Annotated in this window: 18 protein-coding genes and 1 pseudogene; 8 read left to right on the plus strand and 11 right to left on the minus strand. The window is 56.0% G+C overall.

Going from position 1 to position 24,249, the window contains the following annotated elements; all coding sequences use genetic code 11:
- Positions 1–17 precede the first annotated feature (17 nt).
- Positions 18–947 carry a DNA replication terminus site-binding protein gene (tus, locus tag L579_RS15655; protein WP_021185170.1) on the plus strand — a complete coding sequence of 310 codons (930 nt, stop codon included), beginning with the start codon at positions 18–20 and terminating at the stop codon, positions 945–947.
- Between the two features lie 57 nt (positions 948–1,004).
- On the opposite strand, the gene fumC is transcribed toward tus, so the two are convergent.
- Positions 1,005–2,402, minus strand: coding sequence for a class II fumarate hydratase (fumC, locus tag L579_RS15660; RefSeq protein ID WP_021185171.1), 1,398 nt, complete (start codon positions 2,400–2,402; stop codon positions 1,005–1,007).
- Positions 2,403–2,600: 198 nt separating this feature from the next.
- Here fumC and manA point away from each other — a divergent pair, with 198 nt between their 5' ends.
- The gene (gene manA, locus L579_RS15665; RefSeq protein WP_021185172.1) at positions 2,601–3,776 is read left to right on the plus strand and encodes a mannose-6-phosphate isomerase; all 1,176 of its coding nucleotides are present in this window, start codon (positions 2,601–2,603) and stop codon (positions 3,774–3,776) included.
- Between the two features lie 128 nt (positions 3,777–3,904).
- The gene (locus L579_RS15670; protein ID WP_021185173.1) at positions 3,905–5,404 is read left to right on the plus strand and encodes a YdgA family protein; all 1,500 of its coding nucleotides are present in this window, start codon (positions 3,905–3,907) and stop codon (positions 5,402–5,404) included.
- Positions 5,405–5,496: 92 nt separating this feature from the next.
- On the opposite strand, the gene malI is transcribed toward L579_RS15670, so the two are convergent.
- Positions 5,497–6,525, minus strand: a complete 1,029-nt coding sequence (gene malI / locus L579_RS15675) for a Mal regulon transcriptional regulator MalI (RefSeq protein ID WP_036626898.1) — start codon at positions 6,523–6,525, stop codon at positions 5,497–5,499.
- Between the two features lie 179 nt (positions 6,526–6,704).
- On the opposite strand from malI, the gene malX reads away from it, so the two are divergent.
- The 3 genes from malX to add all read left to right on the plus strand — a co-directional run bounded on the left by malX (position 6,705) and on the right by add (position 10,586).
- Positions 6,705–8,291: a maltose/glucose-specific PTS transporter subunit IIBC gene (gene malX / locus L579_RS15680; RefSeq protein ID WP_021185175.1), complete on the plus strand. Its 1,587-nt coding sequence runs from the start codon at positions 6,705–6,707 to the stop codon at positions 8,289–8,291.
- Between the two features lie 2 nt (positions 8,292–8,293).
- Positions 8,294–9,469, plus strand: coding sequence for a MalY/PatB family protein (locus L579_RS15685; protein WP_021185176.1), 1,176 nt, complete (start codon positions 8,294–8,296; stop codon positions 9,467–9,469).
- A 118-nt stretch (positions 9,470–9,587) separates the two neighbouring features.
- Complete coding sequence (gene add, locus L579_RS15690; RefSeq protein WP_021185177.1) at positions 9,588–10,586, plus strand: adenosine deaminase; 999 nt, start codon at positions 9,588–9,590, stop codon at positions 10,584–10,586.
- 54 nt (positions 10,587–10,640) lie between these two features.
- Here add and L579_RS15695 read toward each other — a convergent pair whose 3' ends face one another.
- The 5 genes from L579_RS15695 to L579_RS15715 form a co-directional block, all read right to left on the minus strand.
- On the minus strand, positions 10,641–11,681 hold the full coding sequence (locus L579_RS15695) for an oxidoreductase (RefSeq protein WP_021185178.1): 1,041 nt from the start codon (positions 11,679–11,681) through the stop codon (positions 10,641–10,643).
- A 77-nt stretch (positions 11,682–11,758) separates the two neighbouring features.
- Positions 11,759–12,676, minus strand: coding sequence for an arabinose operon transcriptional regulator AraC (gene araC, locus L579_RS15700; protein WP_013508925.1), 918 nt, complete (start codon positions 12,674–12,676; stop codon positions 11,759–11,761).
- Between the two features lie 100 nt (positions 12,677–12,776).
- Entirely contained in the window at positions 12,777–13,763 is a 987-nt protein-coding gene (araH, locus tag L579_RS15705) for an L-arabinose ABC transporter permease AraH (RefSeq protein ID WP_021185179.1), read from the minus strand.
- Positions 13,764–13,780: 17 nt separating this feature from the next.
- Positions 13,781–15,301, minus strand: a complete 1,521-nt coding sequence (gene araG, locus L579_RS15710) for an L-arabinose ABC transporter ATP-binding protein AraG (protein WP_021185180.1) — start codon at positions 15,299–15,301, stop codon at positions 13,781–13,783.
- Positions 15,302–15,414: 113 nt separating this feature from the next.
- On the minus strand, positions 15,415–16,398 hold the full coding sequence (locus L579_RS15715; protein ID WP_036626903.1) for an arabinose ABC transporter substrate-binding protein: 984 nt from the start codon (positions 16,396–16,398) through the stop codon (positions 15,415–15,417).
- A gap of 367 nt (positions 16,399–16,765) precedes the next feature.
- On the opposite strand from L579_RS15715, the gene L579_RS15720 reads away from it, so the two are divergent.
- Together L579_RS15720 and araA are read left to right on the plus strand one after the other, a co-directional pair.
- Positions 16,766–18,451, plus strand: a complete 1,686-nt coding sequence (locus L579_RS15720; RefSeq protein WP_036626906.1) for a ribulokinase — start codon at positions 16,766–16,768, stop codon at positions 18,449–18,451.
- 12 nt (positions 18,452–18,463) lie between these two features.
- A complete protein-coding gene (gene araA / locus L579_RS15725) occupies positions 18,464–19,966 on the plus strand; it encodes an L-arabinose isomerase (RefSeq protein WP_036626909.1) in 1,503 nt (500 codons plus the stop codon).
- A gap of 86 nt (positions 19,967–20,052) precedes the next feature.
- Here araA and L579_RS15730 read toward each other — a convergent pair.
- The 4 genes and pseudogenes from L579_RS15730 to L579_RS15745 form a co-directional block, all read right to left on the minus strand.
- Positions 20,053–20,488, minus strand: a pseudogene (locus L579_RS15730) (Rpn family recombination-promoting nuclease/putative transposase).
- Between the two features lie 219 nt (positions 20,489–20,707).
- Positions 20,708–21,694, minus strand: a complete 987-nt coding sequence (gene yjfF, locus L579_RS15735; RefSeq protein ID WP_021185183.1) for a galactofuranose ABC transporter, permease protein YjfF — start codon at positions 21,692–21,694, stop codon at positions 20,708–20,710.
- Positions 21,691–22,707, minus strand: a complete 1,017-nt coding sequence (gene ytfT / locus L579_RS15740) for a galactofuranose ABC transporter, ATP-binding protein YtfT (protein ID WP_021185184.1) — start codon at positions 22,705–22,707, stop codon at positions 21,691–21,693. The genes yjfF and ytfT overlap by 4 nt, the downstream gene beginning before the upstream one ends.
- Positions 22,700–24,220 carry a sugar ABC transporter ATP-binding protein gene (locus L579_RS15745; protein WP_021185185.1) on the minus strand — a complete coding sequence of 507 codons (1,521 nt, stop codon included), beginning with the start codon at positions 24,218–24,220 and terminating at the stop codon, positions 22,700–22,702. Before L579_RS15745 ends, ytfT begins: the two co-directional genes overlap by 8 nt.
- Positions 24,221–24,249 lie beyond the last annotated feature (29 nt).

Raw genomic sequence — 24,249 nt, forward strand, 5'->3', positions numbered from 1 at the left:
AACTATGGAGACGTCCTATGGCTCGTTACGATTTGATCGCCGATCTGCATGCCTGCGTAAACGCGCTGGAGCAGCATCTGGGCGCGTTGCGTCAACAAGTGGAGCAGCAACCTTTATTGATCGCGCGGGTTTTTGGTTTGCCGGATATCGAAAAAGGCCATGAACACGACGAGATATCACGCATCAAAGTCACCCAGCATCTGGGGAGCGCCGCCCGTGAGATGGCCCTCACCCATTATTGTCGGCTGTTTATGCAGCACCAGTCAGAAAAACTCAGCACCAAAGCCGCGGTACGACTGCCCGGCGCAATCTGCATTGAGGCGGATGAGCACGCCAGCGACATCATTACCCGGCAGGTAGCGGAAATTAATACGCTGAAACAGCGGCTGGAGCAGTTGATCACCGTGGAGTCCGGCCTGCCCAGCGAAGCGCGCTTTGAGTTTGTTCACCAACATTTACGCGGGTTGATCACCCTGAATGCCTACCGCAATGTCACCCTGCTGGATTCCCCGGATAGCCTGCGTTTCGGTTGGGCGAATAAGAACATCATTAAAAACGTTAAACGCGATGAGATCATCGAGTTGCTGGAGCGCAGCCTGAAAGCCAATCGTGCTCAGGCCCCGTGGACCCGTGAGCAGTGGGCCGAGAAAGTGCAGCAGGAACTGGAAACGGTGCGCGATTTACCGATCACGGCCCGCCTGAAAATCAAGCGTCCGGTCAAAGTTCAACCGGTGGCCCGTGTCTGGCGCACCGATGAAAAGAAGCAAACCCAACTGGCCTGCCCTTCTCCACTGCTGGTGCTATGCCGCGACCGCAGCCAGGTGCCTGTGCTGGGTGAACTGCTGGATTATGATGCAGACAATGTGGCGCATCGTTATAAGCCACAGGCTGAGCCCTTGCATCTGATTATTCCGCGCCTGCATCTGTGGTGCGATCGACTGGCCTGATGATGGCCGCAGCGGCAAGACTTATCGCGCGATAAATCGCGCCGCTACGGATTTTGCTTACGCCTTCATGCTGCCAACCATCTCTTCCGGGCGGACCCAGGCATCGAATTGTTCTTCGGTCAGATAGCCCAGCTTCAGTGCCGAACCTTTCAGGGTAAGCCCTTCTTTATGGGCTTTTTTGGCGATTTCCGCCGCTTTGTCATAGCCGATATGGGTATTGAGCGCAGTGACCAACATCAGCGACTCGTTCAGCAGTTGTTCGATACGGTCGCGGTTCGGTTCGATGCCGACGGCACAATGGTGGTTGAAACTGTCCATGCCATCAGCCAACAGACGAATCGATTGCAGGAAGTTATGGATCACCATCGGACGGAACACGTTCAGCTCGAAGTTACCGGATGCGCCCCCCACGTTGACCGCCACATCATTACCCAGCACCTGGCAGCTCAGCATCGTCAGCGCTTCGCACTGCGTCGGGTTCACTTTGCCCGGCATGATCGAACTACCCGGCTCATTTTCCGGGATGGAGAGTTCGCCAATGCCGCAACGTGGACCGGATGCCAGCCAGCGCACATCGTTGGCGATTTTCATCAGTGACGCCGCCAGACCTTTCAGCGCGCCGTGCGCATGCACCAGCGCATCAACCGTTGCCAGCGCTTCGAATTTATTCGGTGCCGTTACAAACGGCTGGTTGGTCAATTCCGCCAGCGCTTTAGCTACCCGTACCGCATACTCCGGGTGGGTGTTCAGACCGGTGCCTACCGCTGTGCCGCCCAACGCCAGTTCGGCCAGATGCGGGATGCTGTGTTCGATATGTTTGAGGTTATGTTCGAGCATCGCCACCCAGCCGGAGATCTCCTGGCCCAGGGTGAGCGGTGTCGCATCCTGCAAATGGGTACGGCCAATTTTGACGATGTCTTTAAACGCTTCAGCTTTGTCGTTCAGCGTCTTCTTCAGCACCTGCAATTGCGGAATCAATTGTTCGCGCACGGCGATCACCGCCGCAACGTGCATCGCGGTAGGGAACACATCGTTGGAGCTTTGGCTTTTATTCACGTCATCATTCGGATGGACCAGACGCGCCATGCCGCGCTCACCACCCAGAATCTCGCTGGCACGGTTTGCCAGCACTTCATTCATGTTCATGTTGGTCTGCGTGCCGGAACCGGTCTGCCAGATGGCCAGCGGGAACTCATCGCTGTGCTTATCGGCCAGCACTTCGTCAGCCGCTTTCATAATCGCATCAGCGCGTTCGGCCGGTAACAGACCAAGATCGCGGTTCACCTGGGCCGCCGCACGTTTAGTCAGCGCCAACGCATGCACCAACGCAACCGGCATTTTTTCTGTCGAGATACGGAAATGTTCCAGTGAACGCTGCGTTTGCGCGCCCCACAACTTATCTGCCGGTACTTCAATCGGTCCCATTGAGTCTTTTTCAATGCGATGGGCTGCCATGACTACGTCTCCTTAACTCAGATATTGAGGTTTAGGCTCATCGTCACGTCATGCGCGATCGACTGAGCGGGCAAGATTGTCACTTTTCAGAATTTTACATTATGAGAGTCATTCGCATTTATTGCACTTATTGATGTATTTTCAATGGCTGTTTATGCCTTAAAATGCTTATAGCCTTATCGTTATCGGGGATGAATGATGCAAAAATTGAACAATTCGCTGCAAAATTACGCATGGGGCAGCACAACCGCGCTGACCGAACTGTATGGCATCGCTAACCCGCAAGGATTACCGATGGCTGAACTCTGGATGGGGGCACATCCCAAAAGCCCTTCCACCGTCGAGATCAATGGAGAGACGCGGTCACTGCGTGATGTGATTGAGAGTGATAAAACCGCCATGCTGGGTGACGCTGTCGCGCAACGTTTTGGTGAGCTGCCGTTTCTGTTTAAAGTGCTGTGTGCCGATCAGGCGCTATCGATCCAGGTCCACCCAAGCAAAAGCGCCGCCGAAGTAGGCTTTGCGCGCGAGAATGCGGCCGGGATCCCTCTGATCGCTGCCGAGCGCAACTACAAGGATGCTAACCACAAGCCGGAGCTGGTCTACGCGCTGACCCCTTTTCAGGCGATGAATGGCTTTCGTGAGCTGCATGAAATTGTTTCGCTGTTCGAGCCGGTTGCGGGCGCACATCCGCAGATCGCCCACTTCCTTGAGCATGCCGATGAAGCCAATCTGGTCACCCTGTTTACCACCCTGCTGTCGCTGACCGATGAGGCGAAATCACGGGCGCTCGGCGTGTTAAAAGCGGCGTTGAACGCCCACGAAGGCGAACCCTGGCAGACAATTAAAAGCATTGCGACAGATTATCCCGACGACAACGGCCTGTTCTCGCCGTTGCTGTTGAACGTCATTACCCTGCAACCGGGTGAAGCGATGTTTTTGTTTGCGGAAACCCCGCATGCCTATCTGAAGGGGGTGGCGCTGGAGGTGATGGCCAACTCGGATAACGTGCTGCGCGCCGGTCTGACGCCGAAGTTTATTGATATCCCGGAACTGCTGGCAAACCTGAAATTCCACGCCAAACCCGCCGCGACTTTGCTGACACAACCACAGCAACAGGGCGACACGCTGAACTTCCCGATTCCGGTGGACGATTTTGCCTTCGCCATTCACACCCTGCATGACCAACCACAAGCGTTGGCACAACAAAGCGCCGCGTTGTTGTTCTGCATTGAAGGTCAGGCGGTGATTGAGAAATCAGGTCAGCAGTTGGTGCTGCAACCGGGTGAATCCTGCTTTATTGCCGCCAGCGAGTCACCGGTGACGGCCGCAGGTCATGGTCGCCTGGCACGCGTCTTCAATACCCTCCCATAAGCGGCTGACGACCGTCCGGTTAACTGCTATCATTTTCAAACTATTAATTTAAAACGCCTGCGGGCGTTTTTCTTCACCCGCCGCACACACCAGGTGCCTGCGGACGCAAGGATAAGGACGACTCAGCGATGAAAAAGACCAAGGTTGCCGTAGGTGTGATTGTAGCCCTCGGGGTAATCTGGACCGGCGCCGCCTGGTTCACCGGCAAGCAACTGGAAAGCCATATTGATCAGATGGTGCAAAACGCCAATACGCAAATCAATGCGTATGCGCCCAACAGCCGCCTGACGCTCAGCTATCAGGATTACCAGCGCGGCCTGTTTAGCAGCAAGGCCAAACTGGTGCTGCAAGCCAGCTCGCAAACCGAAGACAACCCGCTACTGAAGCCGGGTCAGAGCATTGTGCTGGACACCGTCATCGATCACGGCCCCTTCCCTTTTTCTCAGCTGAAGCACGGCGTGCTGATCCCCAGCATGGCCTCGGTACATAGCGAGCTGGAAAACACCGAAGCGGTGAAGAAATTGTTTGAGTTGACCAACGGCAAATCGCTGGTCAACGCCGATACCCGCATTGGTTACAGCGGCGCGACCGATACCGCCTTGACCCTGCTGCCAGCCGACTATCAGGATGTGAACAACGGTGTGCGCCTGGCGACCAACGGCGGCACCCTGAACGTCAGCGCCGATCAGCAAGGCAACAACGTGGGTGTGCAGGGGGATTTCTCCAGCATTGCGTTTGCCAGCAAGAACGAAGTCAACCAGCCGGTGCTGTTTACGCTCAACGGTCTGAAGGTGAGCGGTGATACCCATCTCAGTCCGGAAGGGGTGCGCGTCGGCGATCAACAGATCACCCTGGACAAGCTGACCGCCAGCGTCAACGGCCAGGAAGGTCTGACGCTGGAAAAAATGAACGGCACCTCATCATTCGATAACAAAGACGGCAAAATTGGCGGCCAGATTGATTACCAGGTCGGTAATATCAGCCTGCAAAAACAGCCGTTTGGTGAGGCGAAAGTCACGATGAAACTGGCGCAGTTTGATGCCCAGGCAGTCAAAGCCTTCTCCGATACCTACAACACGCAAATTCAAAACCTGCTGAACCAGCCGGGCCTGATGGATGATCCCATCCGCTATCAGGAGGGTGTGCATACCATTCTGATGAACAACCTGCCGACCCTGTTGAAAGGTTCACCAACGCTCAGCATTGCGCCGCTCAGTTGGAAAAACGACAAAGGCGAAAGTACCTTTAACCTGAATGTCGGTTTCAACGATCCGGCGAGTGTGACCGGTGAAGCGCAAACCCTGGGAGCCGCAGTCGATCGCGTGCTGAAAACCCTTGATGGCAAGCTGGTGATCAATATGCCGATGGCGACCGAAGTGATGCGTCATGTCGGTCTGGCGGAAGGTTATCAAAGCGATGATGCGCAAAAGATGGCCGATCAGCAGGTAAAAGGTCTGGCGGCGATGGGACAGATGTTCCGTCTGACGCAGCAGCAGGATGACAACATCACCACCAGCCTGCAATACGCCAACGGTCAGGTGACCATGAACGGTGACAAGCTGTCGCTGGAGCAGTTCCTGTCGCGTTATATGCTGGGTAGCCAAACCAGCGAAGGTATGCCGGAGTAACTGTTTAACACCTTGTAGCGGCGCGATTTATCGCGCGCCTTTGGCCTTAATACCCTGGCCAAAACCCACGCGATAAATCGCGCCGCTACGGATTATTTCTGTCCGGGAAGTAGCTGTGGCGGAACAATCAACGTCTGCACCTCGGCTGACGGCTGTGCCAGACGCTGCAACAGACGCTGGCCGGCGCGGCGTCCCACTTCCCGCGCACCACTGCTGACAAAGGTCAGCGCCGGATCGTACAACTCGCGCTGTGGATCATCATTAAAACCAACCAACGCCAGTTGCTGGCTGTAGTAGCTGCCCACCGCCCCCTCCGTCAGCGTGCGCCCGCTATGTAGCGCACCAAAATAGCAGCCCAGCGTCACCGTGGCGTTGTGTGCCAGAATCGCCGTGATACCGGGATGCTGGCGCAGTAGCTGCGCCGTCACGGCTGCGACCTCCGGCTGGCGGTCGCCACATTCAATGATCCAATCCGGCCGGAAGGGCAAGCCATACTGCAACAACGTGGCGCAATAACCGCCGATACGCTCGGCACGCGTCAGCGATGCAGCGGAACCCCCAATCCACGCAATGCGTTGGTGTCCGTTGCGAATCAGGTATTCGGTGGCGATACGCGCCGCCTGGCTGTTATCGGGATGGAGTGAATCCACCTGTTCCAGACTGCTGGCGCGCGCAGCACAAACCAAGGCAATTCCCTGCTCCTGCGCCTGCGATACCAGCTTCTCAGCCTGTGCGGGAGCACCGCCCAGCACTACGCCATCGACCCCCTGCGCCACTAAAGCGGCAAAACAACGTTCCAACTGTTGCTCGTTGTGACCGCTTTGCGTCAGCACCAGCATTTTGCCCTGCTGTTCCAGCACCTCACTCAAACCGGCGGTCATTGCGGCATAAAAGGGTTGGCTGAGGTCGCGCACAATCAGACCGATAACGCCACTTTCCGCACCGCGTAACGCGGCAGCTGAGCGATTGCGTATATAGCCGAGTTGTTCGATGGCCTGATTGACCCTGGCACTGGTGGCGCTGGAAATACGGCCCTTGCCGGAGAGCACCAGGGATACGGTAGTTACGGAGACACCGGCGGCCTCAGCGACTTCATGAATCGTGATTTTCTGCTGCGTCATGGTATCCGTCATGGCTGAAGAGAAGGGAAAACAATGAGATAAAACGTTACACCGTTTAACACAAAAAGAAAGCGTAACGTCAGTCACAATTTTCGATTTTGTCAGGAATATCTCTTGGTAAAACGTTTTATCATGCGCGCATTTCACGTAGATGATGATTTGTTTGCCAGGAGAGGGATATGTCCAATAGTCGATCTAAAATGTCGCTGTGGGAGTTTTTTCAAAGTTTGGGTAAGACGTTTATGTTGCCGGTGGCGCTGCTGTCGTTCTGCGGCATTATGCTCGGCATCGGCAGTTCACTGAGCAGCCATGATGTCCTGAAGCTGATTCCGCTGCTCGACCAACCGCTATTGCAGTACCTGTTTATCTGGATGGCGAAAATCGGCTCATTTGCCTTCAGCTATCTTCCGGTGATGTTTGCCATTGCCATCCCGCTCGGTATGGCGCGGGAAAATAAAGGGGTTGCCGCCTTTGCCGGTTTTGTTGGCTATGCGGTGCTCAATCTCAGCATCAATTTCTGGCTGAATATCAATGGTATTCTGCCTACCACCGATGCTGCAGTTCTGAAAGCGAACAATATACAAACCATCCTCGGTATCCCCTCGATCGATACCGGTATTCTTGGCGCGGTGATTGTCGGTGTCATCGTGTTCTGGTTGCATGAACGCTTTCACAACATCCGCCTGCCGGATGCGTTGGCCTTCTTCGGCGGCACCCGTTTTGTCCCCATTGTCACCACGCTGGCGATGGGTGTGTTGGGTCTGGTGGTGCCGATGATTTGGCCGTGGTTCGCACGCGCCATTACCGGTCTGGGCTGGATGATCAATAGCGCAGGCGACTTCGGCCCAATGTTGTTTGGCACCGGTGAACGCCTGCTGCTGCCGTTTGGTCTGCAACATATCCTGGTGGCGATTATTCGCTTTACCGATGCAGGCGGTAGTCTTGACGTGTGCGGGCATTCCGTCAGCGGCGCGCTGACCATCTTCCAGGCGCAACTGGCCTGCCCGTCCACTCAAGGTTTCGCCGAGAGTGCCACGCGTTTCCTGTCACAAGGTAAAATGCCGGCCTTCCTTGGCGGTCTGCCTGGTGCGGCGTTGGCGATGTATCACTGCGCCCGCCCGGAAAATCGTCACAAAATTAAAGGCCTGCTGATTTCCGGCGTGGTGGCCTGCGTAGTTGGCGGCACCACAGAACCGATCGAATTCCTGTTCCTGTTCGTCGCACCCGTGCTCTATCTGATTCACGCCCTGTTGACCGGTCTGGGCTTTACCGTGATGGCCATTCTCGGCGTGACCATTGGTAATACCGACGGCAACGTGATTGATTTTCTGGTGTTCGGCGTCCTGCACGGCCTGTCAACCAAGTGGTATTGGGTACCGGTCATCGCCGCGCTGTGGTTTGCGGGTTACTACTGCATCTTTCGCTTTGCCATCACCCGTTTCAACATCAAAACACCGGGACGTGAGGTCGACAATAGCCAGGTGGAGCAGCAGGTCAGCCGTGCTGGTGTCGGCAAATCAGGCTACAACACCCCGGCGATTCTGGCCGCGCTGGGCGGAGTAGACAATATCACCTCACTCGATAATTGCCTGACACGTCTGCGTTTATCGGTGGCGGATATGAGCAAAGTCGATGATGCTGCGCTGAAAGCGAACGGCGCAATTGGCGTGGTGCATCTCAACCAGACCAGTCTGCAAGTGGTGATTGGCCCGCAGGTGCAGTCGGTAAAAGATGAAATGGCCCATTTAATGAGTGCGACGGTGTAGCGATGCAGAGTTTCAACTTTGATCAGGTGATCGACCGCCACGGTAGCTGGTGTACCCAGTGGGACTTTGTTGCGGACCGCTTTGGCGTCCCTGACCTGCTCCCCTTCACTATCTCCGATATGGATTTTGCCACGGCACCCAGCGTGATTGCCGCCCTGCAACAGCGGCTACACCACGGTGTCTTTGGCTACAGCCGCTGGCAACATGACGCCTTTCTCAGTGCCATTCAGCACTGGATGCAGACGCGCTTCAATTGCCCAGTCGCTGAGGAATCCATCGTTTATGGTCCTTCGGTGATCTATATGGTGGCGCAACTGCTGCGCCACTGGACACAGCCCGGCGATGAAGTGCTGATCCACACCCCGGCTTATGATGCGTTTTACCACACCATCGAAAGCAACCAGCGGCGGGTAGTTGCCCTGCCGTTGCGCCCGGACGGCCAGCAGTGGCATTGCGATATGCAACAACTGGAGCAACGACTGGCCCGCCCGCGTTGCAAAGTGATGCTGCTGTGCAGCCCGCACAATCCGACCGGCAAAGTGTGGCGGCCAGACGAGTTAAAACAGATGGCGACGTTATGTGCCCGCTATGACGTAAAAGTGATCAGCGATGAAATCCATATGGATATGGTGTTGAGCGACGCACGCCATTTACCCTGGAGCGAAGTAGCACAATCGGGTTGGGCGCTGTTTACCTCGGCCTCCAAAAGTTTCAATATTCCGGCATTGACCGGAGCCTGGGGAATCATTGGCGATGCCACAGATCGCCAGGCATGGTTCCGGGCGCTGAAACAGCAGGATGGTCTGTCCTCCCCGGCGGTAATGGCGCTCACTGCCACCATTGCCGCCTATCGTGAAGGGGCAGCCTGGCTGGATGCGCTGCGCGATTATCTGCACGCCAATATGCAGCATGTGGCGCAACGCCTGAACAGCACTTTTCCGTTGCTCAACTGGCATCCTGCCGCCGCCACCTATCTGGCATGGATCGATCTCAATCCGCTGGGGATGGACGAGCAGCAATTGCAGCAACGCCTGATTCACCAGCAAAAAGTCGCCATGATGCCAGGTTCCACTTATGGTGAGGCCAGTCGGGGTTGGCTGCGTCTCAATGCCGGGTGCCCGCGTGCCAAACTGGATGAGGGACTCAATCGCTTAATCGCCGCCCTGCAATCCGGTTGAACCAGAGTGGATGCTGCTTTATGCAGCATCCACTGCGCCATTTGCGCAAATCGCTGGCGTTGTTGCGCAAGATATTTTTATAATGCTCTGCACTTTACGATAACTCAGCGAGTGCGACATGATTGATGCAAAAATCCCTCTGACCGACATCCACCGCCACCTCGATGGCAACATCCGTGCCCAAACCATCCTCGATTTAGGTCGCCAGTTTAATCTTGCCCTGCCCGCTACCACCCTTGAGATGCTGCGCCCGCATGTGCAGGTCACCGCCAACGAACCAGACCTGGTGAGCTTTCTGCAAAAACTTGACTGGGGCGTTAAGGTGTTGGGCGATCTCGATGCCTGCCGTCGCATTGCGCTGGAAAACGTCGAGGATGCGGCGCGTGCCGGTATCCATTACGCGGAACTACGCTTCTCGCCGGGTTATATGGCGATGACCCACCAGTTGCCGATTGCCGGTGTGGTGGAAGCGGTCATTGATGGCGTGCGAGCGGGTGTCCAGCAGTACGGTGTCGATGTTCGTTTAATCGGCATTATGAGCCGCACCTTTGGTGAGGAAGCCTGTCTGCGCGAACTGGAGGGTTTGCTGGCACATCGCGATGGCATTACTGCCGTCGATCTGGCCGGTGACGAACTCGGTTTCCCGGGTAGCGAATTCCTCAGCCACTTCAATCGCGCTCGCGATGCCGGCTTCCGTATTACGGTGCATGCCGGTGAAGCCGCTGGCCCGGAAAGCATCTGGCAGGCCATTCGCGAGTTGGGAGCTGAGCGTATCGGCCACGGTGTAAAAGCGATTGAAGATCGTGCGTTGATGGATTTCCTTGCCGAGCAGAAAATTGGTATCGAATCCTGCCTGACGTCAAATATTCAGACCAGTACCGTCGCCTCATTTGCCAGCCATCCACTGAAGGCGTTCCTCAACCACGGTATTCTCGCCACCATCAACACCGACGACCCGGCCGTACAGGGCATTGAGTTGACGCATGAATATCAGGTAGCGGCACCACAGGCAGGACTGACTGCGGCTGAGATACGTCAGGCGCAGGAAAATGGCGTGACCATTGCGTTTCTGAGTGACGCCGAAAAAGCCGCGTTGCGCGCGCGCGTGGCAGGATAACGTTGACATGCCGTAACGGCGCGATAAATCGCGCCGTTACGATCATTACGAAAATTACTTCAATGACAATGTCTGGCGTTTTTCCGCCGATTGCAGACCCAGCTCGATTAACTCCATCACCTGGATAGCTTCCTCTGCCGTCACCGGATTCGCACCGGTACCGGCAATGGCGTCACGCACTGCCGCATAATAGGCCGGATAGTTACCTGGCAGCGTCAGCAGTGCTTTTTCCACCATCACATCGCCTTCAGCCAGCGTTAGCACGCCATCACGCATATCGTAGCCCCACTCCTCTTTGGGCGGGCGTTCACCCGCCTTCAGGCGATCTTCCTGCGGGTCGAGGCCATATTTGACGTAGCTGCCACGGGTGCCGTGCACAATAAAACGCGCTGACTCCGCCGCCACCAGCATGCTGGCATGCAGCACCACGCGGCGTTGTGGATAGGTCAGCGTGGCGTGGAAATAGTCGGTGGTTTGCGCGCCAGTGCGCAACTCCGCCATATCCACATTGATTGCCACTGGCGTACCAAACAGCTGCAACGCCTGGTCAAGTACATGCGGTCCGAGATCGAACCAGATGCCGCTACCCGGCCCTTTCATCTCGCGCCAGCGCTGACGGACTTCCGGGCGGAAGCGATCAAAGTGCGATTCGAGATAACGGATCTCGCCCAGCGTGCCATCCGCCAGCAGCGATTTCAGCGTCAGGAAGTCACTGTCCCAGCGACGATTATGGAACACCGACAGCAGCAACCCTTTGGCCTTCGCCAGCGCATCCAGTTCGCGCGCCTGCGACAGGGTGACCGTAAAAGGTTTATCGACCACCACATGCTTACCGGCGTTCAGCGCCGCTTTCGCCAGAGGGAAGTGGGTATCGTTTGGGGTAGGAATTACAATCAGATGCAATGTCGGATCGTCCAGCAGCGTCTGGGGATCGCTCACCACCTGCACCGATGGCCAGTCAGCGTGCACTTTGGCTGCATCGCTGCTGGAGATCGCCGCCAGTTCAACATCCGGGGTCCCGGCGATCAACGGTGCATGGAAGGTTTTGCTGGCAAATCCGTAGCCTATCAGGCCGACACGAAGTTTATCGCTCATTCTCATTCCTCTTGTTCGTTACCTGACTGATTTAAGACGAATCAGCGCGTACGGACAAGCGGGAATCAGCCGAAAACTCAGGATATCGCACTCCGTGCCGGTTGCCAGCTCTCCTGTGCCACCAGCGCATCGTGTGCATCCTGGCTGCGACGACGAAAATCACTCGGACTGACTCCGACGCGTTTGCGGAACACACGCGAGAAATAGAGTTGGTCATCATAGCCGACTTCACGCCCCACCGAGGCGATCGGTTCCTGGGTGGTCTGCAACAACAATTTCGCACGGATCACGCGCTGATCCTCGCGCCAGCGCAGCAGATTGATCCCCATCTGCTCGCGGAACAAATGGGCAAGACGGGAGGGTGACAGACAGACATGACGCGCCACTTCCTCAATCTTCACTTCACTGGCGAGATGGTTGGTCACGTACTGGCAGGCCTCAATCACGCGCGGATCGCGGATTTGCTGATGGCTGCGTGGATCTTCCTCCACAGCACGCAGCAGCAGACGTTCCAGCAGGTTCATTGCCAGCTCCTCGGCGAAACGTCGTCCGGAGTTATGGGTTTGTTCGATACTGGCGAACAGGCGATCAAACTCCGCACGCTGCGCCTCCGGCAGACGCAACCGTCCTACCCCCTGGGTTTCATCCTGCCATTGCAGCCAGTCGGTCCAGTAGGCACGCGGGCGGAAATAGACCCAGCGATGGAACCAGCATGGGCTGTCCGGCGCACGGCCATAGTAATGCGGGGTTTTCGGTTGAAACAGCAGCATATCACCCGGCAGACAGTCGAATGACTGCTCACCATCAAATACCCGACCTTCACCCTTGATGGTCAGGTTGAGGATATAGCCTTTCATACCGAGTGGCCGGTCGATAAAAAAATCGAGCGGGCCATCGGCGGTAATCGGTGTCAGTCCGGCCACCAGCCAGGCATTAAAGGGGTAACCCGGCAATAATGGGTTTTGTTGTGCCACAGGGGGTTCACGGTGGTACATAATGCCCTCACTTTTCGCGTGATTGATTACCGTAGCGGCACGATTTATCGTGCGGTTGCCAGGGCGCGCGATAAATCGCGCCGCTACTGAATGGCTGCACTCAGGCGGCTTTATTTTTCTGTTTGTAGCGGTCAAAAATCACCGCTGCTAACAATATCAGACCGCGCACCACATACTGTGAGAAGGGCGAAATATTCAAGAGATTCATCGCATTCTCAACCGTACCAAGGATCAGTACCCCGGCAACCACGTAGGAAATCTTGCCAATGCCACCTTTCAGCGACACCCCACCCAACACGCAGGCAGAGATGACAATCAACTCGTATCCCAGCGAGGTCATCGGCTGGCCGCTGGTCATACGTGAAGCCAGAATGATCCCCGCCGCCGCTGACACCAGCCCGGAGAGGATAAAGATGATGATGCGGGTACGCACCACCGGCACACCGGCAAGACGGGCGGCTTCCTCGTTACCGCCAATCGCCAGCGTGTTGCGGCCAAAGGTGGTTTTATTCAGCAGGAAACCGAAGATGATCATGGTAGCGATAGTCAGCCAGATCGGTGCCGGTAAACCGAACCAGTTGGCGTAGCCGAGGGTAAAGAAACGCTCATCTTCAATCCCAACCGCTTTACCGTCTGAGAAGATATAGGCCAGACCGCGCACAATCTGCATCGTCGCCAGCGTGGTGATCAACGCATTGATTTTTAGCCGCGCAATCACGAAACCGTTAACAAACCCGGTTGCCATGCCCAGCAACAACCCTGCCGCCACACCAATCCATAAACTTTCGGTCAGGTTAATCACCACCGCGGTCACTACGCCAGCACAGGCGATAACCGAAGCCACCGACAGGTCAAAATCCCCGGAGGCGAGGCAGAACAGCATGCCGCACGCCACCATTCCGGACATCGACATTGCCAGCCCCAGCCCTTTCATATTGATAAAAGAGCCGAAGTTGGGGACAAAAATAGTACAGGCAATAAACAGTAGCGCGAACACCACCAGCATGCCGAAGTTATCCCAGATACGCCCCAGTTGCAGGCCGCTGCGCTGCGCGGGTGGCGTATTAGAAGTGGTTGATGAAGCCATAATTGCTCTCCTTTACATCAGGCCACGGCGGCCGCTTGAGTCGTTTTCGGCATCGCCAGGCCCAGCGTCAGCTGCTCCGTGGCACGGTCGTGTGGCAGTTCACCGGCAATTTCACCTTCGCGCATCACCACGATACGGTCGGCAAGGCCCATCACTTCAGGCAAATCGCTGGAAGCAAACAACACGGCAATACCTTTGTTTGCCAGTTGATAAATCAGGTTATAAATCTCGTGCTTGGCCCCGACATCAATACCGCGCGTTGGCTCATCCAGCAGGATCACGTTCATCTCCTCCGACAGCCAGCGGCCCAGAATCGCCTTTTGCTGGTTGCCGCCGGACAGGTTCATAATCAGCTGTTGCGCATGCGGGGTTTTGATATTGAGCGAGCGGATATGGCTGTCAGCGTTCTTCGCCTCCCAACCGGGTTTGATCAGACAACCGGCGGTGAGATTATGGCGGCGCGCGCTGATGTTGATGTTGTCACGCACCGAGTGCACCGGGATGATACCTTCGGCTTTGCGGTCTTCCGGGCAAAGCATAATTCCGGCACGGATCGCATCAATCGGTTGACGGATATTGAGTTTTTTACCGTCCAGCGACACGCTGCCGCCGCGCAGACGGGTTGCCCCAAACAATCCCTTCATCAGTTCACTGCGTCCGGCCCCGACCAGACCGAACAACCCGACGATTTCACCGGCCCGGACCTCTAGCGAAATGGGCATACGCACACCTTGCGCCTCCACCTGGTCCAACTGCAAACGCACGGGGCCCAAATCACGCGGTGCGTAACCATAGATATCCCCCAGATTGCGGCCCACCATCGCCTGAACCAGGTCTTCATGGTGGGTGTTGTTCATATCGGTGAAAGTACGTACGTAGCGACCATCTTTAAACACCGTGATGGCATCACTCAGGGCAAAAATCTCCTCCATGCGATGCGATACGTACAGCACCACCCGGCCCTGCTCACGCAACTGACGGATGACGCGGAACAGATGCTCAATCTCGCGTGCCGACAGCGAGCTGGTAGGTTCATCAAACGCGATAATGCGCGCATTGCGCGCCAGCGCTTTGGCAATTTCCACCATCTGCCACTGTCCGAGCGACAGGTACTTCAACGGCATGTCCGGATCGATATCCATGCCGAGATTTTGCAGTTGTAAGCCCGCTTCATAACGCAGCAGCTTACGGTTCACCAGACCATGACGATGCGGGATCTGACCGAGGTAAATATTCTCTGCCACGCTCATTTCCGGTACCAGATGCAGTTCCTGGTAGATAATCGCCACGCCCGCGTCCAGTGCTTCGGTGGTGTGATTAAACCGCACCGGCTGGCCTTTGATGTGGATTTCGCCGGCCGTCGGCTGGTAGCTGCCGCTAAGAATTTTCAACAGCGTGGATTTACCCGCGCCATTTTCGCCCATCAGCGCATGCACTTCACCGGCATGGCAGCTGAACGAGATGTCCTGTAACGCTTTAACGCCAGGGAAAGTTTTGCTGATGCCATGAAACGACAGAAAAGCAGGATCAGTGTTCATGGAGACTCCTCTATGCCTTCATACTTCGTGCGCAACTGCATAAGCAGCGCGCTTATCCCAGGTAACTCAGGCCATCAAGCGCCTGGGGATAAGCGCACTTGTGGTTTGGCGACTTACATCAGCCCTTTTTTCGCCAGCTCAGTTTTGAAGTTATCGCGGGTGATCAGCACCACGTCGGTCACTTCAGTAAACTTCGCCGGTTCTTTCCCTTTGGTTACCCAGTCATACAGCATCTGGCTGCTTTTATAGCCGTGTACGTCCGGGCTGGGCAGCAGCGAACCATAGAAGCCGGTTGGCTCCCCTTTCGACAGTTCACTGACAGCATCCACCCCGTTGATACCAATACCGATCACGTCGGGTGCTTTAAAGCCCTGACCTTCAGTGGCGCGCACGCCGCCTAACACGGTGTTGTCATTCATGCCGATGATCAGCCAGTGTTTCACTTTCGGGTGCTGCACCAGCAGGGAGTTACCGGCGTCAAATGCGCCCGGGATATCATTGGATTTGGTCGGCACCTGGTAGATCTGCGCAGCCGGGAAACCTGCTGCTTTCAGCGCGTCCATCGAGCCAGAGGTACGGCGGCGGGCGGTATCCAACTCGTTAGCGGTGATCGCCATTACGCCGGTTTCTTTCACATCCCAGCCGCGTTTCTGCATCTCTTTGTACAGTTCCTGGCCCTGACGCTCGCCAATTTTGGTCGCGGCCATCATCACCAGTGGCACGGTGTCCATCGGTTTGCCTTTGGCGTTGACGAACTGATCGTCAACCGCAATCACCTTCAGGTCGTAACTGCGGGCTTTCGCCATGATGGCCGAACCCAGTTTCGGATCCGGGGTACAGATGACGAAACCTTTCGCGCCACTGGCGGCCAGGCTATCGATGGCATTCAGGGTTTTTTCGCCATCCGGTACCGCAATTTTGATCACCTCAAAGCCGAGATCTTTGCCGGCTTTATCGGCGAAGCGCCACTCTGTCTGGAACCAGGGTTCCTCCGGTTGTTTAACAAGAAAACCGAGCTTCATCGTCTCGGCGATAGCGGAATGTGACATAACCGCGGCAAGACCAACTGCCACCAGCGCTTTAGTGAATTTATGCATGATGCTCTCCGGCACAATGATGTTTTTAGCGTGCAATAAACGAATCGGTGTAAGCGCTACCACTCTGATTTCTCTTGCGGGTACAGCGAAAAATCAGCGCGTTAGAGCAAGGTTTGTACAAATGCTGTGCAAACGCTGGGCTAGTTGTAGCGGGAAAAGCAGCAGAAAATGTAGAGCGGTATCACATCCCGGAACGACGACAAAATCATCCATATATTCAGCAAAATTAACCGGTCATTAACTTTTGCAGTGGATCACGAAATGGCTGCTGATGGCAGAAAAGTGCATATTCTCAGCCGGGGATGACTAACCGCTCCAGCCCACCCATTCCAGGATAACCACAGATAACTGACACAGGAGAATTTCAATGGGCGCTGGCGCTATCACCATCGGGCTGGATTTTGGCAGCGATTCTGTCCGAGCCCTGGCCGTGGACTGCCACAGTGGCAAAGAACTGGAAAAAGCGGTGGTCAACTACCCGCGCTGGGCCAAAGGATTGTTTTGCGATGCGCATGCCAACCGCTTTCGCCATCATCCTCAGGATTATATTGATGCGCTGGAACAGGCGCTGGTCACGGTGGTGCAGGCTCTCAGCCCTGAACAGCGCGCAGCCGTCGTCGGCATTGGCGTGGACAGCACCGGTTCGACCCCGGCACCGATCGATCGTGAGGGCAAGGTACTGGCGTTACGTCCAGAGTTTGCCGACAACCCCAATGCGATGTTTGTGTTGTGGAAAGATCACACCGCTATAGAAGAAGCCGAAGAGATCAATCAGCTGTGCCACAGCGGTCGTTTTACCGATTACACCCGTTATATCGGCGGCATTTATTCGTCGGAGTGGTTCTGGGCCAAAATTTTGCATGTTTCGCGTGAAGATGCTGCGGTGCGTGATGCCGCTGTCTCCTGGGTAGAACTGTGTGACTGGGTTCCGGCGTTGCTGAGTGGCACCACCGCGCCGCAGCAACTGCGTCGTGGTCGCTGCGCCGCCGGACATAAATCCCTCTGGCACCCGGACTGGCAAGGCCTGCCGCCCGCTGATTTCCTCAATGCGCTTGATCCCCTGTTAACCGAACAGCTCGACTATCCCTTATTTACCGACACCTGGACGGCAGATATCCCGGTCGGCACGTTAAGCGCCGAATGGTCGCAACGTCTTGGTCTGTCCCGGCAGGTGGTGCTGTCCGGCGGTGCTTTTGACTGTCATATGGGGGCGGTCGGCGCCGGTGCGCAACCTTATACCCTGGTGAAGGTGATTGGCACCTCGACCTGCGACATTCTGATTGCCGACAGTGAAAAAGTGGGTGATCGCGCGATTAAAGGCATCTGCGGCCAGGTGGATGGCAGCGTGGTGCCGGGTGCCATCGGCTGTGAAGCTGGACAATCCGCTTTCGGCGATATCTATGCCTGGTTCAGCCGCCTGCTCGGCTGGCCGCTACAACAGGCAGCGCAACAACATCCTGAGTTGCGTCCCCAACTGGAAAGCCTGCAAAAAGATCTGATCCGTCAATTGACGGAAGCCTGGGCTGCCGATCCGCAGCTCGACCATCTGCCGGTCGTGCTGGACTGGTTTAACGGACGCCGTACGCCAGATGCGAACCAGCGTCTGAAAGGGGTGATCACCGACCTCAATCTTGGCACCGATGCCCCGGCGTTGTTCGGCGGGCTGATCGCCGCCACCGCCTTCGGCGCACGCGCCATTATGGAGTGCTTCGAGCAACAGCAAATCCCGGTGGAGAACGTGCTGACCCTCGGCGGCATCGCGCGCAAATCACCAGCCATTATGCAAGCCTGTTGCGATGTGATGAACCGACCGCTGGATATTGTCGCCTCCGATGAATGTTGCGCCCTCGGGGCCGCCATTTTTGCCGCCGTTGCTGCGCAAGTCTATGCCGATGTTCCGGCTGCTCAGCAGGTGATGGCCAGCCCGATTGACGTCACGTTGCAACCGGACAGCCAGCGCGTAGCGCGCTATCAGCAACTTTATCAACGCTATCAACATTGGTGCCAGGCCGCTGAACCGCAGTATGCCGCACGCACCGTTTCCGCTAAGTGAAGGAGTGGTTTTATGGAACAGCACAACACACAACAGGTGTGGTTTGTCATTGGTACGCAACACCTCTACGGGGCGGAAACGTTACGCCAGGTGGAACAACACGCTCGTCAGGTGATGGACGGCCTTAACCAGGCGGGCACCCTGCCCCTGCAACTGGTGTTGAAGCCGTTGGTGAAGTCGCCGGATGAAGCGCTGGCGCTGTGCCGCGAGGCGAATCACGCCAATGAATGTATCGGCATCATTACCTGGCTGCACACCTTCTCACCCGCCAAAATGTGGATTGGTGGCCTGAGCATCCTGAATAAGCCGTTGCTGCAATTCCATACCCAGTTTAATGCCGAGATCCCGTGGGACAGCATGGATATGGATTTTATGAACCTGAACCAGACCGCACACGGCGGTCGCGAGTTTGGTTTTATCGGCGCGCGTATGGGCCTCCAGCACAGCGTCGTCACCGGACACTGGCAGGATAAAGAGAGCCAGCAACGCATTGGTCGCTGGATCCGTGCCGCTCAGGCGCGTCAGGCCAGCCAGCAGCTTAAAGTTGCCCGCTTCGGCGACAATATGCGTGAAGTGGCCGTCACCGAGGGTGACAAAGTGGCCGCGCAAATTCAGTTTGGCTATGCGGTGAATGGCTGGGGCGTGGGCGATTTGGTCGAGGTGGTGAACAGCGTCAGTGATGGCGATGTCAATGCGTTGATCGATGAATACGAAAGTCACTATCGCTTCAGCGAAGTTGCGGCAGTGAACGGTGAAAAACGTCAGAACGTTCTGGATGCAGCACGTATCGAACTGGGGCTGAAACGCTTCCTTGATGCCGAAGGTTGCAAAGCCTTTACCACCAATTTCCAGACGCTGCACGGTATGAAGCAGCTTCCTGGCCTGGCGGTACAACGTCTGATGGGCCAGGGCTACGGGTTTGCCGGTGAAGGTGACTGGAAAACGGCGGCGTTACTGCACATCCTGAAGGTGCAGGCGGGTAATCGTGCCGGCGGGACCTCATTTATGGAGGATTACACCTACCACTTCTCACCCGGCAATGACCTGGTGCTGGGCTCGCATATGCTGGAAGTGTGTCCGTCGATCGCCAAAGAAGAGAAACCGTTGATTGATGTGCAATTCCTCGGTATTGGCGGCAAAGCCGATCCGGCACGCCTGATTTTCTCTACTCCGGCTGGACGCGCGGTGAATGCCAGCGTGATCGATTTGGGTGACCGCTTCCGTCTGCTGGTGAACGTCGTGGATGCCATTGAGCAACCAAAACCGTTGCCAAAACTGCCGGTCGCGCGTGCCTTGTGGCGTGCACAACCGTCACTGGCGACCGCGTCAGAAGCCTGGATTCTGGCAGGTGGCGCGCACCATACGGTATTCAGTCAGGCACTGGACCTGGATGACCTTTATCTGTACGGCGAACTGAACGGTATCGAGGTGTTGGTCATTGATGAAGAAACGCGCTTACCGGCGTTCAAAGATGCACTGCGCTGGAATGAAGCGTACTACCGTTTAATGCGTTAATCGTTATCAGGTGGCTATCGGGTCGCGATTAATCGCGACCCTTTTATTTGCGGTACTGAAAAGACTTTCGCGGTAGCAATATCAATTCAGGAGCAAAGCTCCCGTAACTCACCTTCGCTTAAACCGGTTACCTTGATAATGGTTTTAAGGTCTAATTTTTCCGAAAGCATGCGTCGTGCCATCTCCAGCCGACCTTCCTGAAGTCCTTCCTGCCGTCCTTCCTGCCGTCCTTCCTGCCGTCCTTCCAGACGTGACTCCAGCCGCCACTGTTGTTCAATTGTCATGATCTGCTCATCCGGGAGCACCGTGACATCCACCAGCGGAAAGGGTTGGCAAAATATTTGCGTCGCCAGCTCCCGGTCGCGAAATGAGGATAGCCAGTCCATCGCATAAGGATAGGGGCTGGTTTTACCGTGATAGAACAGCATTGGGCAAGTGAATTTCCAGGAACTGTCTGGCGATAGCCTGATGGCTAAGAAACCGTTTGAATAGCGCATCGTGTGGTGTGGGGGTTGCACTCATTAAGCTCGTCCCTGCCAGGATGAACAACGTGGCCGGACGTTAACATGGGCGCTATCTCACTGAAAGATAAGGATGATAAATGTCAGAGGGATATAAGGAATTCAGAATGGATTCAGGAATAAATCATAATGAACACATCGGTAGCGGCGCGATTTATCGCGTTTTTTTAACCACGAAGGTCAAAAGCGCGCGATAAATCGCGCCGCTACACCAACGCCATCAGGACGTTAGCCGTTTAACCGGCGCATTCTGCTGGCGATCCCACATCACCGTCAGCAAACGTTGCAGCGCGATAAACGCGAACAACAAAATGCCGATGGCGATTTTGGTCCACCAGGAGCTCAGGGTGCCGTCGAAATTAATCCACGTCTGAATCAGCCCCTGAATTAATACGCCAAACAGCGTACCGAGCACCGTTCCTACGCCACCGGAGAGCAGCGTGCCGCCAATCACCACCGAGGCAATGGCATCCAGCTCCACACCCAGTCCGGCCAACGCATAACCCGCTGAGGTATAGATGGAAAACACAATCCCTGCCAGCGTTGCCAGCGTGGTCGACAACATATAAATCTTAATGGTGGTGGCGCGCGTGGAGATCCCCATCAACTGCGCCGACGTGAGGTTGCCGCCAATGGCATACACCTGATTACCAAAACGCGTGCGGTGCGCCAGCAAAATGCCACCGACCACCACCACCAGCATAATCACCGCCAGCAAGCTTAACCGCCCACCGCCGGGAATTTTCCACGCCATACTCGACAGCGTGGCATACAACGGATGGTCAATCGGGATCGAGTTTTCCGATACCAGGTAGCTACAGCCACGCAGGAAAAACATCCCGGCGAGGGTAATAATAAACGCCGGGATTTTTAACCCATCAATCAACCAGCCCATCATGGCGCCAAAGGCTGCCCCTAACGCCAGAATCAGCGCAAAGGCCAGCAACGGGTCCACATGGTAATCTCCAATTAAGCGGGCAAGGAACACGCCGGTAAAAGCAATCACCGCCCCGACCGATAAATCAATCCCTCCCGACAGGATCACAAACGTCATTCCCACGGCGATAATGCCAAGAAATGCGTTATCGGTGAGGATATTACAAATTACCCTGGTGGAGGCAAAGCCGGGGAACTGGCTGAGGCAGAACAGATATCCGGCCACAAACACCAGCAAAGTAATCATCAAAGGCAGATGACGTTTAATCATGATGGACGCCTCCGTTTCAGCATGGCAAGAAAGCGCGGTGACTGAATCAGCAACACGCACATCACCACTATCGCTTTCACCACCTGGTTCAGTTCGGGTGGGAAACCAGACAGCAGAATCCCGGTATTCATCGACTGAATAATCAGCGCACCAATCAGCGACAGCACCAGATTAAAACGCCCGCCCATCAGTGATGCACCGCCAATTACCACCGCCAGAATCGCATCCAGCTCCAGCCACAATCCGGCATTATTGGCATCCGCTCCACGGATATCGGCGGCAACAATTAACCCGGCTACTGCGGCACATACGCCACTGATGGCGTAGGTTGACATCACGACCAGCCAGCCGGTAACGCCTGCATTGCGCGCCGCACGCAGGTTAATCCCCACCGCTTCAATAAACAGCCCCAGCGCCGTCTTGCGTGTTACCAGCCACACCGCCAGCGCCACCACTAACGTAATCCACACCGGCACCGGCAACAGCCACAACGAGCCGCTACCAAACCACGACAGGTTATCGTTATCAAAAGTCACGATTTGCCCCTGGGTGATGAGCTGCGCCACACCGCGTCCGGCTACCATCAAAATCAAGGTGGCGACGAACGGTTGAATTCGCAGCAACGCCACCAGCACGCCATTCCACAAACCACATGCCAGCCCGGTGCCCAGTGTCGCGAGAATGATAAACGGCAGACTGTGCCCGGCGACGGTGAGCGTTGCCGCCGTAGCCCCGGCAATCGCCATCACCGCCCCTACTGACAAATCAATTCCCCCGGTGGCAATCACCAGCGTCATCCCCACCGCCAGCAGCGCTACCGGTGCGGCACGGTTGAGAATATCGATCGGGCTACCAAACAGGCGGCCATCCTGTAAATGCACGGCAAAAAAGTTATTCGCCACCAGGCTGTCCACCAGCAGCACCAGCACCAGCGCGGCAATTTGCGGCATACCGGGCGGCAGTTTCAGCTTACGCCGATTGGTTTTTTCAGACGTCATATCGGATTCAAGCATGTTGTTCTCCTCCGTGGGCGATAGCGTTGACAATCGACGCTACCGACAGCTGCTCAAGGGGGATCTCCGCCACCTGCTTCAAATCGCGCATAATCAACACGCGATCGGCGTACCCCACCAGTTCTTCGAGTTCAGAGGAGATAACCAGCAGCGCCAGTCCGTCGGCGCACAGGGATTCAATCAGACGAATAATCTCCGCGTGAGCACCGACATCGATACCCCGCGTGGGTTCGTCAAGAATGAGAAATTGCGGTTTGGTCACCAGCCAACGCGACAGCAGTACTTTCTGCTGATTGCCGCCCGACAATAACTCAACCGGTTGATCGGCATGCGGTGTACGAATGCCAAGACTTTTAATAAAACGTTCGGCAATCGCCTGTTGCTCGCGTTTTTTGATCGGACGCAGCCAGCCACGCTGCGCCTGCAACGCGAGGATAATGTTTTCCCGCACCGACGCCTTACCAATAATGCCGTCGGTTTTGCGGTCCTCCGGGCAAAATCCCATCCCCAGCTTCGAGGCTTTAGCCGGGGTACGAATCTGTTGCACCTTACCCTTAATGGTAGCGGTGCCGCGATCGGCTCGGCGGATGCCAAACAACACTTCGGCGGTTTCGGTGCGTCCCGAGCCCAACAACCCGGCCAGCCCCACCACTTCACCCGGACGCACCTGCAAACTGAACGGCTCGATGGTGCCCTTCTTACCGTAATCTTCAAACGCCACCACCGGCTGATTGCTGCGCAGGGTGCTGCCCTGACGTTGTAACGCCGTCTCCAGCAGCTCACGCCCCAGCATCAGCTTGATTAGCTCGATACGCGGCAGCGATGCGGTGTCGCGGGTGGCGATAAACTGACCATTACGCAGCACCGTGATGCGGTCGGTGATGCGATACACCTGATCGAGGAAGTGAGTGACAAAAATCAGGCTCATCCCTTTGGCTTTTAACTGCGCCATCAGGGTAAACAACATCTCGACCTCACTGGCGTCGAGGCTGGCGGTGGGTTCATCGAGGATCAACACCTGTGCCGACAGATCCACCGCGCGACAGATGGCGATAATCTGCTGCATTGCCACCGAATAATGGCCGAGCTGACGCGTCACATCGAGGGCAAAACCGTATTTGCGCATCAGCGCATCGGCATCGCGCACCATACGTTTGCGATCGATGATGCCAAAACGTCGCGGCTCGCGACCGATATATAAATTATCCGCCACCGACATATTGGGCAGCAGGTTTACTTCCTGGTAAACGGTGCCGATACCCATTAATTGGGCATCGCCGGTGTTATGCGGTGTAATCGCTTTGCCATTCAGGGTGATCACCCCGGCATCACGGCTGTACACGCCGGTCAGCACTTTTATCAGCGTCGATTTACCAGCCCCGTTCTCTCCCAGCAGCGCCATGATTTCGCCTTTGCGGATACTGAACGACACGTTATCCAACGCTTTCACGCCGGGGAAACCTTTGCTGACGCCGCTGATGGTCAGCAGTGCCTCTTCTTGTGGTGTAGTCATACGGACCTGCCTCGCCTTACGTCATGAAA

It is taken from the genome of Pantoea sp. AS-PWVM4 (assembly GCF_000468095.1).
Lineage (GTDB): Bacteria > Pseudomonadota > Gammaproteobacteria > Enterobacterales > Enterobacteriaceae > Pantoea > Pantoea phytobeneficialis.

Bases quoted from the DNA above. Each gene is read 5' to 3' on its own strand.
- tus (WP_021185170.1), top strand. From the start codon at position 18: ATGGCTCGTTACGATTTGATCGCCGATCTGCATGCCTGCGTAAACGCG.
- add (WP_021185177.1), top strand. From the start codon at position 9,588: ATGATTGATGCAAAAATCCCTCTGACCGACATCCACCGCCACCTCGAT.
- araC (WP_013508925.1), bottom strand. From the start codon at position 12,676: ATGTACCACCGTGAACCCCCTGTGGCACAACAAAACCCATTATTGCCG.
- L579_RS15745 (WP_021185185.1), bottom strand. From the start codon at position 24,220: ATGACTACACCACAAGAAGAGGCACTGCTGACCATCAGCGGCGTCAGC.
- ytfT (WP_021185184.1), bottom strand. From the start codon at position 22,707: ATGCTTGAATCCGATATGACGTCTGAAAAAACCAATCGGCGTAAGCTG.
- fumC (WP_021185171.1), bottom strand. From the start codon at position 2,402: ATGGCAGCCCATCGCATTGAAAAAGACTCAATGGGACCGATTGAAGTA.
- L579_RS15720 (WP_036626906.1), top strand. From the start codon at position 16,766: ATGGGCGCTGGCGCTATCACCATCGGGCTGGATTTTGGCAGCGATTCT.
- yjfF (WP_021185183.1), bottom strand. From the start codon at position 21,694: ATGATTAAACGTCATCTGCCTTTGATGATTACTTTGCTGGTGTTTGTG.
- L579_RS15670 (WP_021185173.1), top strand. From the start codon at position 3,905: ATGAAAAAGACCAAGGTTGCCGTAGGTGTGATTGTAGCCCTCGGGGTA.
- araA (WP_036626909.1), top strand. From the start codon at position 18,464: ATGGAACAGCACAACACACAACAGGTGTGGTTTGTCATTGGTACGCAA.
- araG (WP_021185180.1), bottom strand. From the start codon at position 15,301: ATGAACACTGATCCTGCTTTTCTGTCGTTTCATGGCATCAGCAAAACT.
- araH (WP_021185179.1), bottom strand. From the start codon at position 13,763: ATGGCTTCATCAACCACTTCTAATACGCCACCCGCGCAGCGCAGCGGC.
- L579_RS15715 (WP_036626903.1), bottom strand. From the start codon at position 16,398: ATGCATAAATTCACTAAAGCGCTGGTGGCAGTTGGTCTTGCCGCGGTT.
- L579_RS15685 (WP_021185176.1), top strand. From the start codon at position 8,294: ATGCAGAGTTTCAACTTTGATCAGGTGATCGACCGCCACGGTAGCTGG.
- malX (WP_021185175.1), top strand. From the start codon at position 6,705: ATGTCCAATAGTCGATCTAAAATGTCGCTGTGGGAGTTTTTTCAAAGT.
- L579_RS15695 (WP_021185178.1), bottom strand. From the start codon at position 11,681: ATGAGCGATAAACTTCGTGTCGGCCTGATAGGCTACGGATTTGCCAGC.
- manA (WP_021185172.1), top strand. From the start codon at position 2,601: ATGCAAAAATTGAACAATTCGCTGCAAAATTACGCATGGGGCAGCACA.
- malI (WP_036626898.1), bottom strand. From the start codon at position 6,525: ATGACGCAGCAGAAAATCACGATTCATGAAGTCGCTGAGGCCGCCGGT.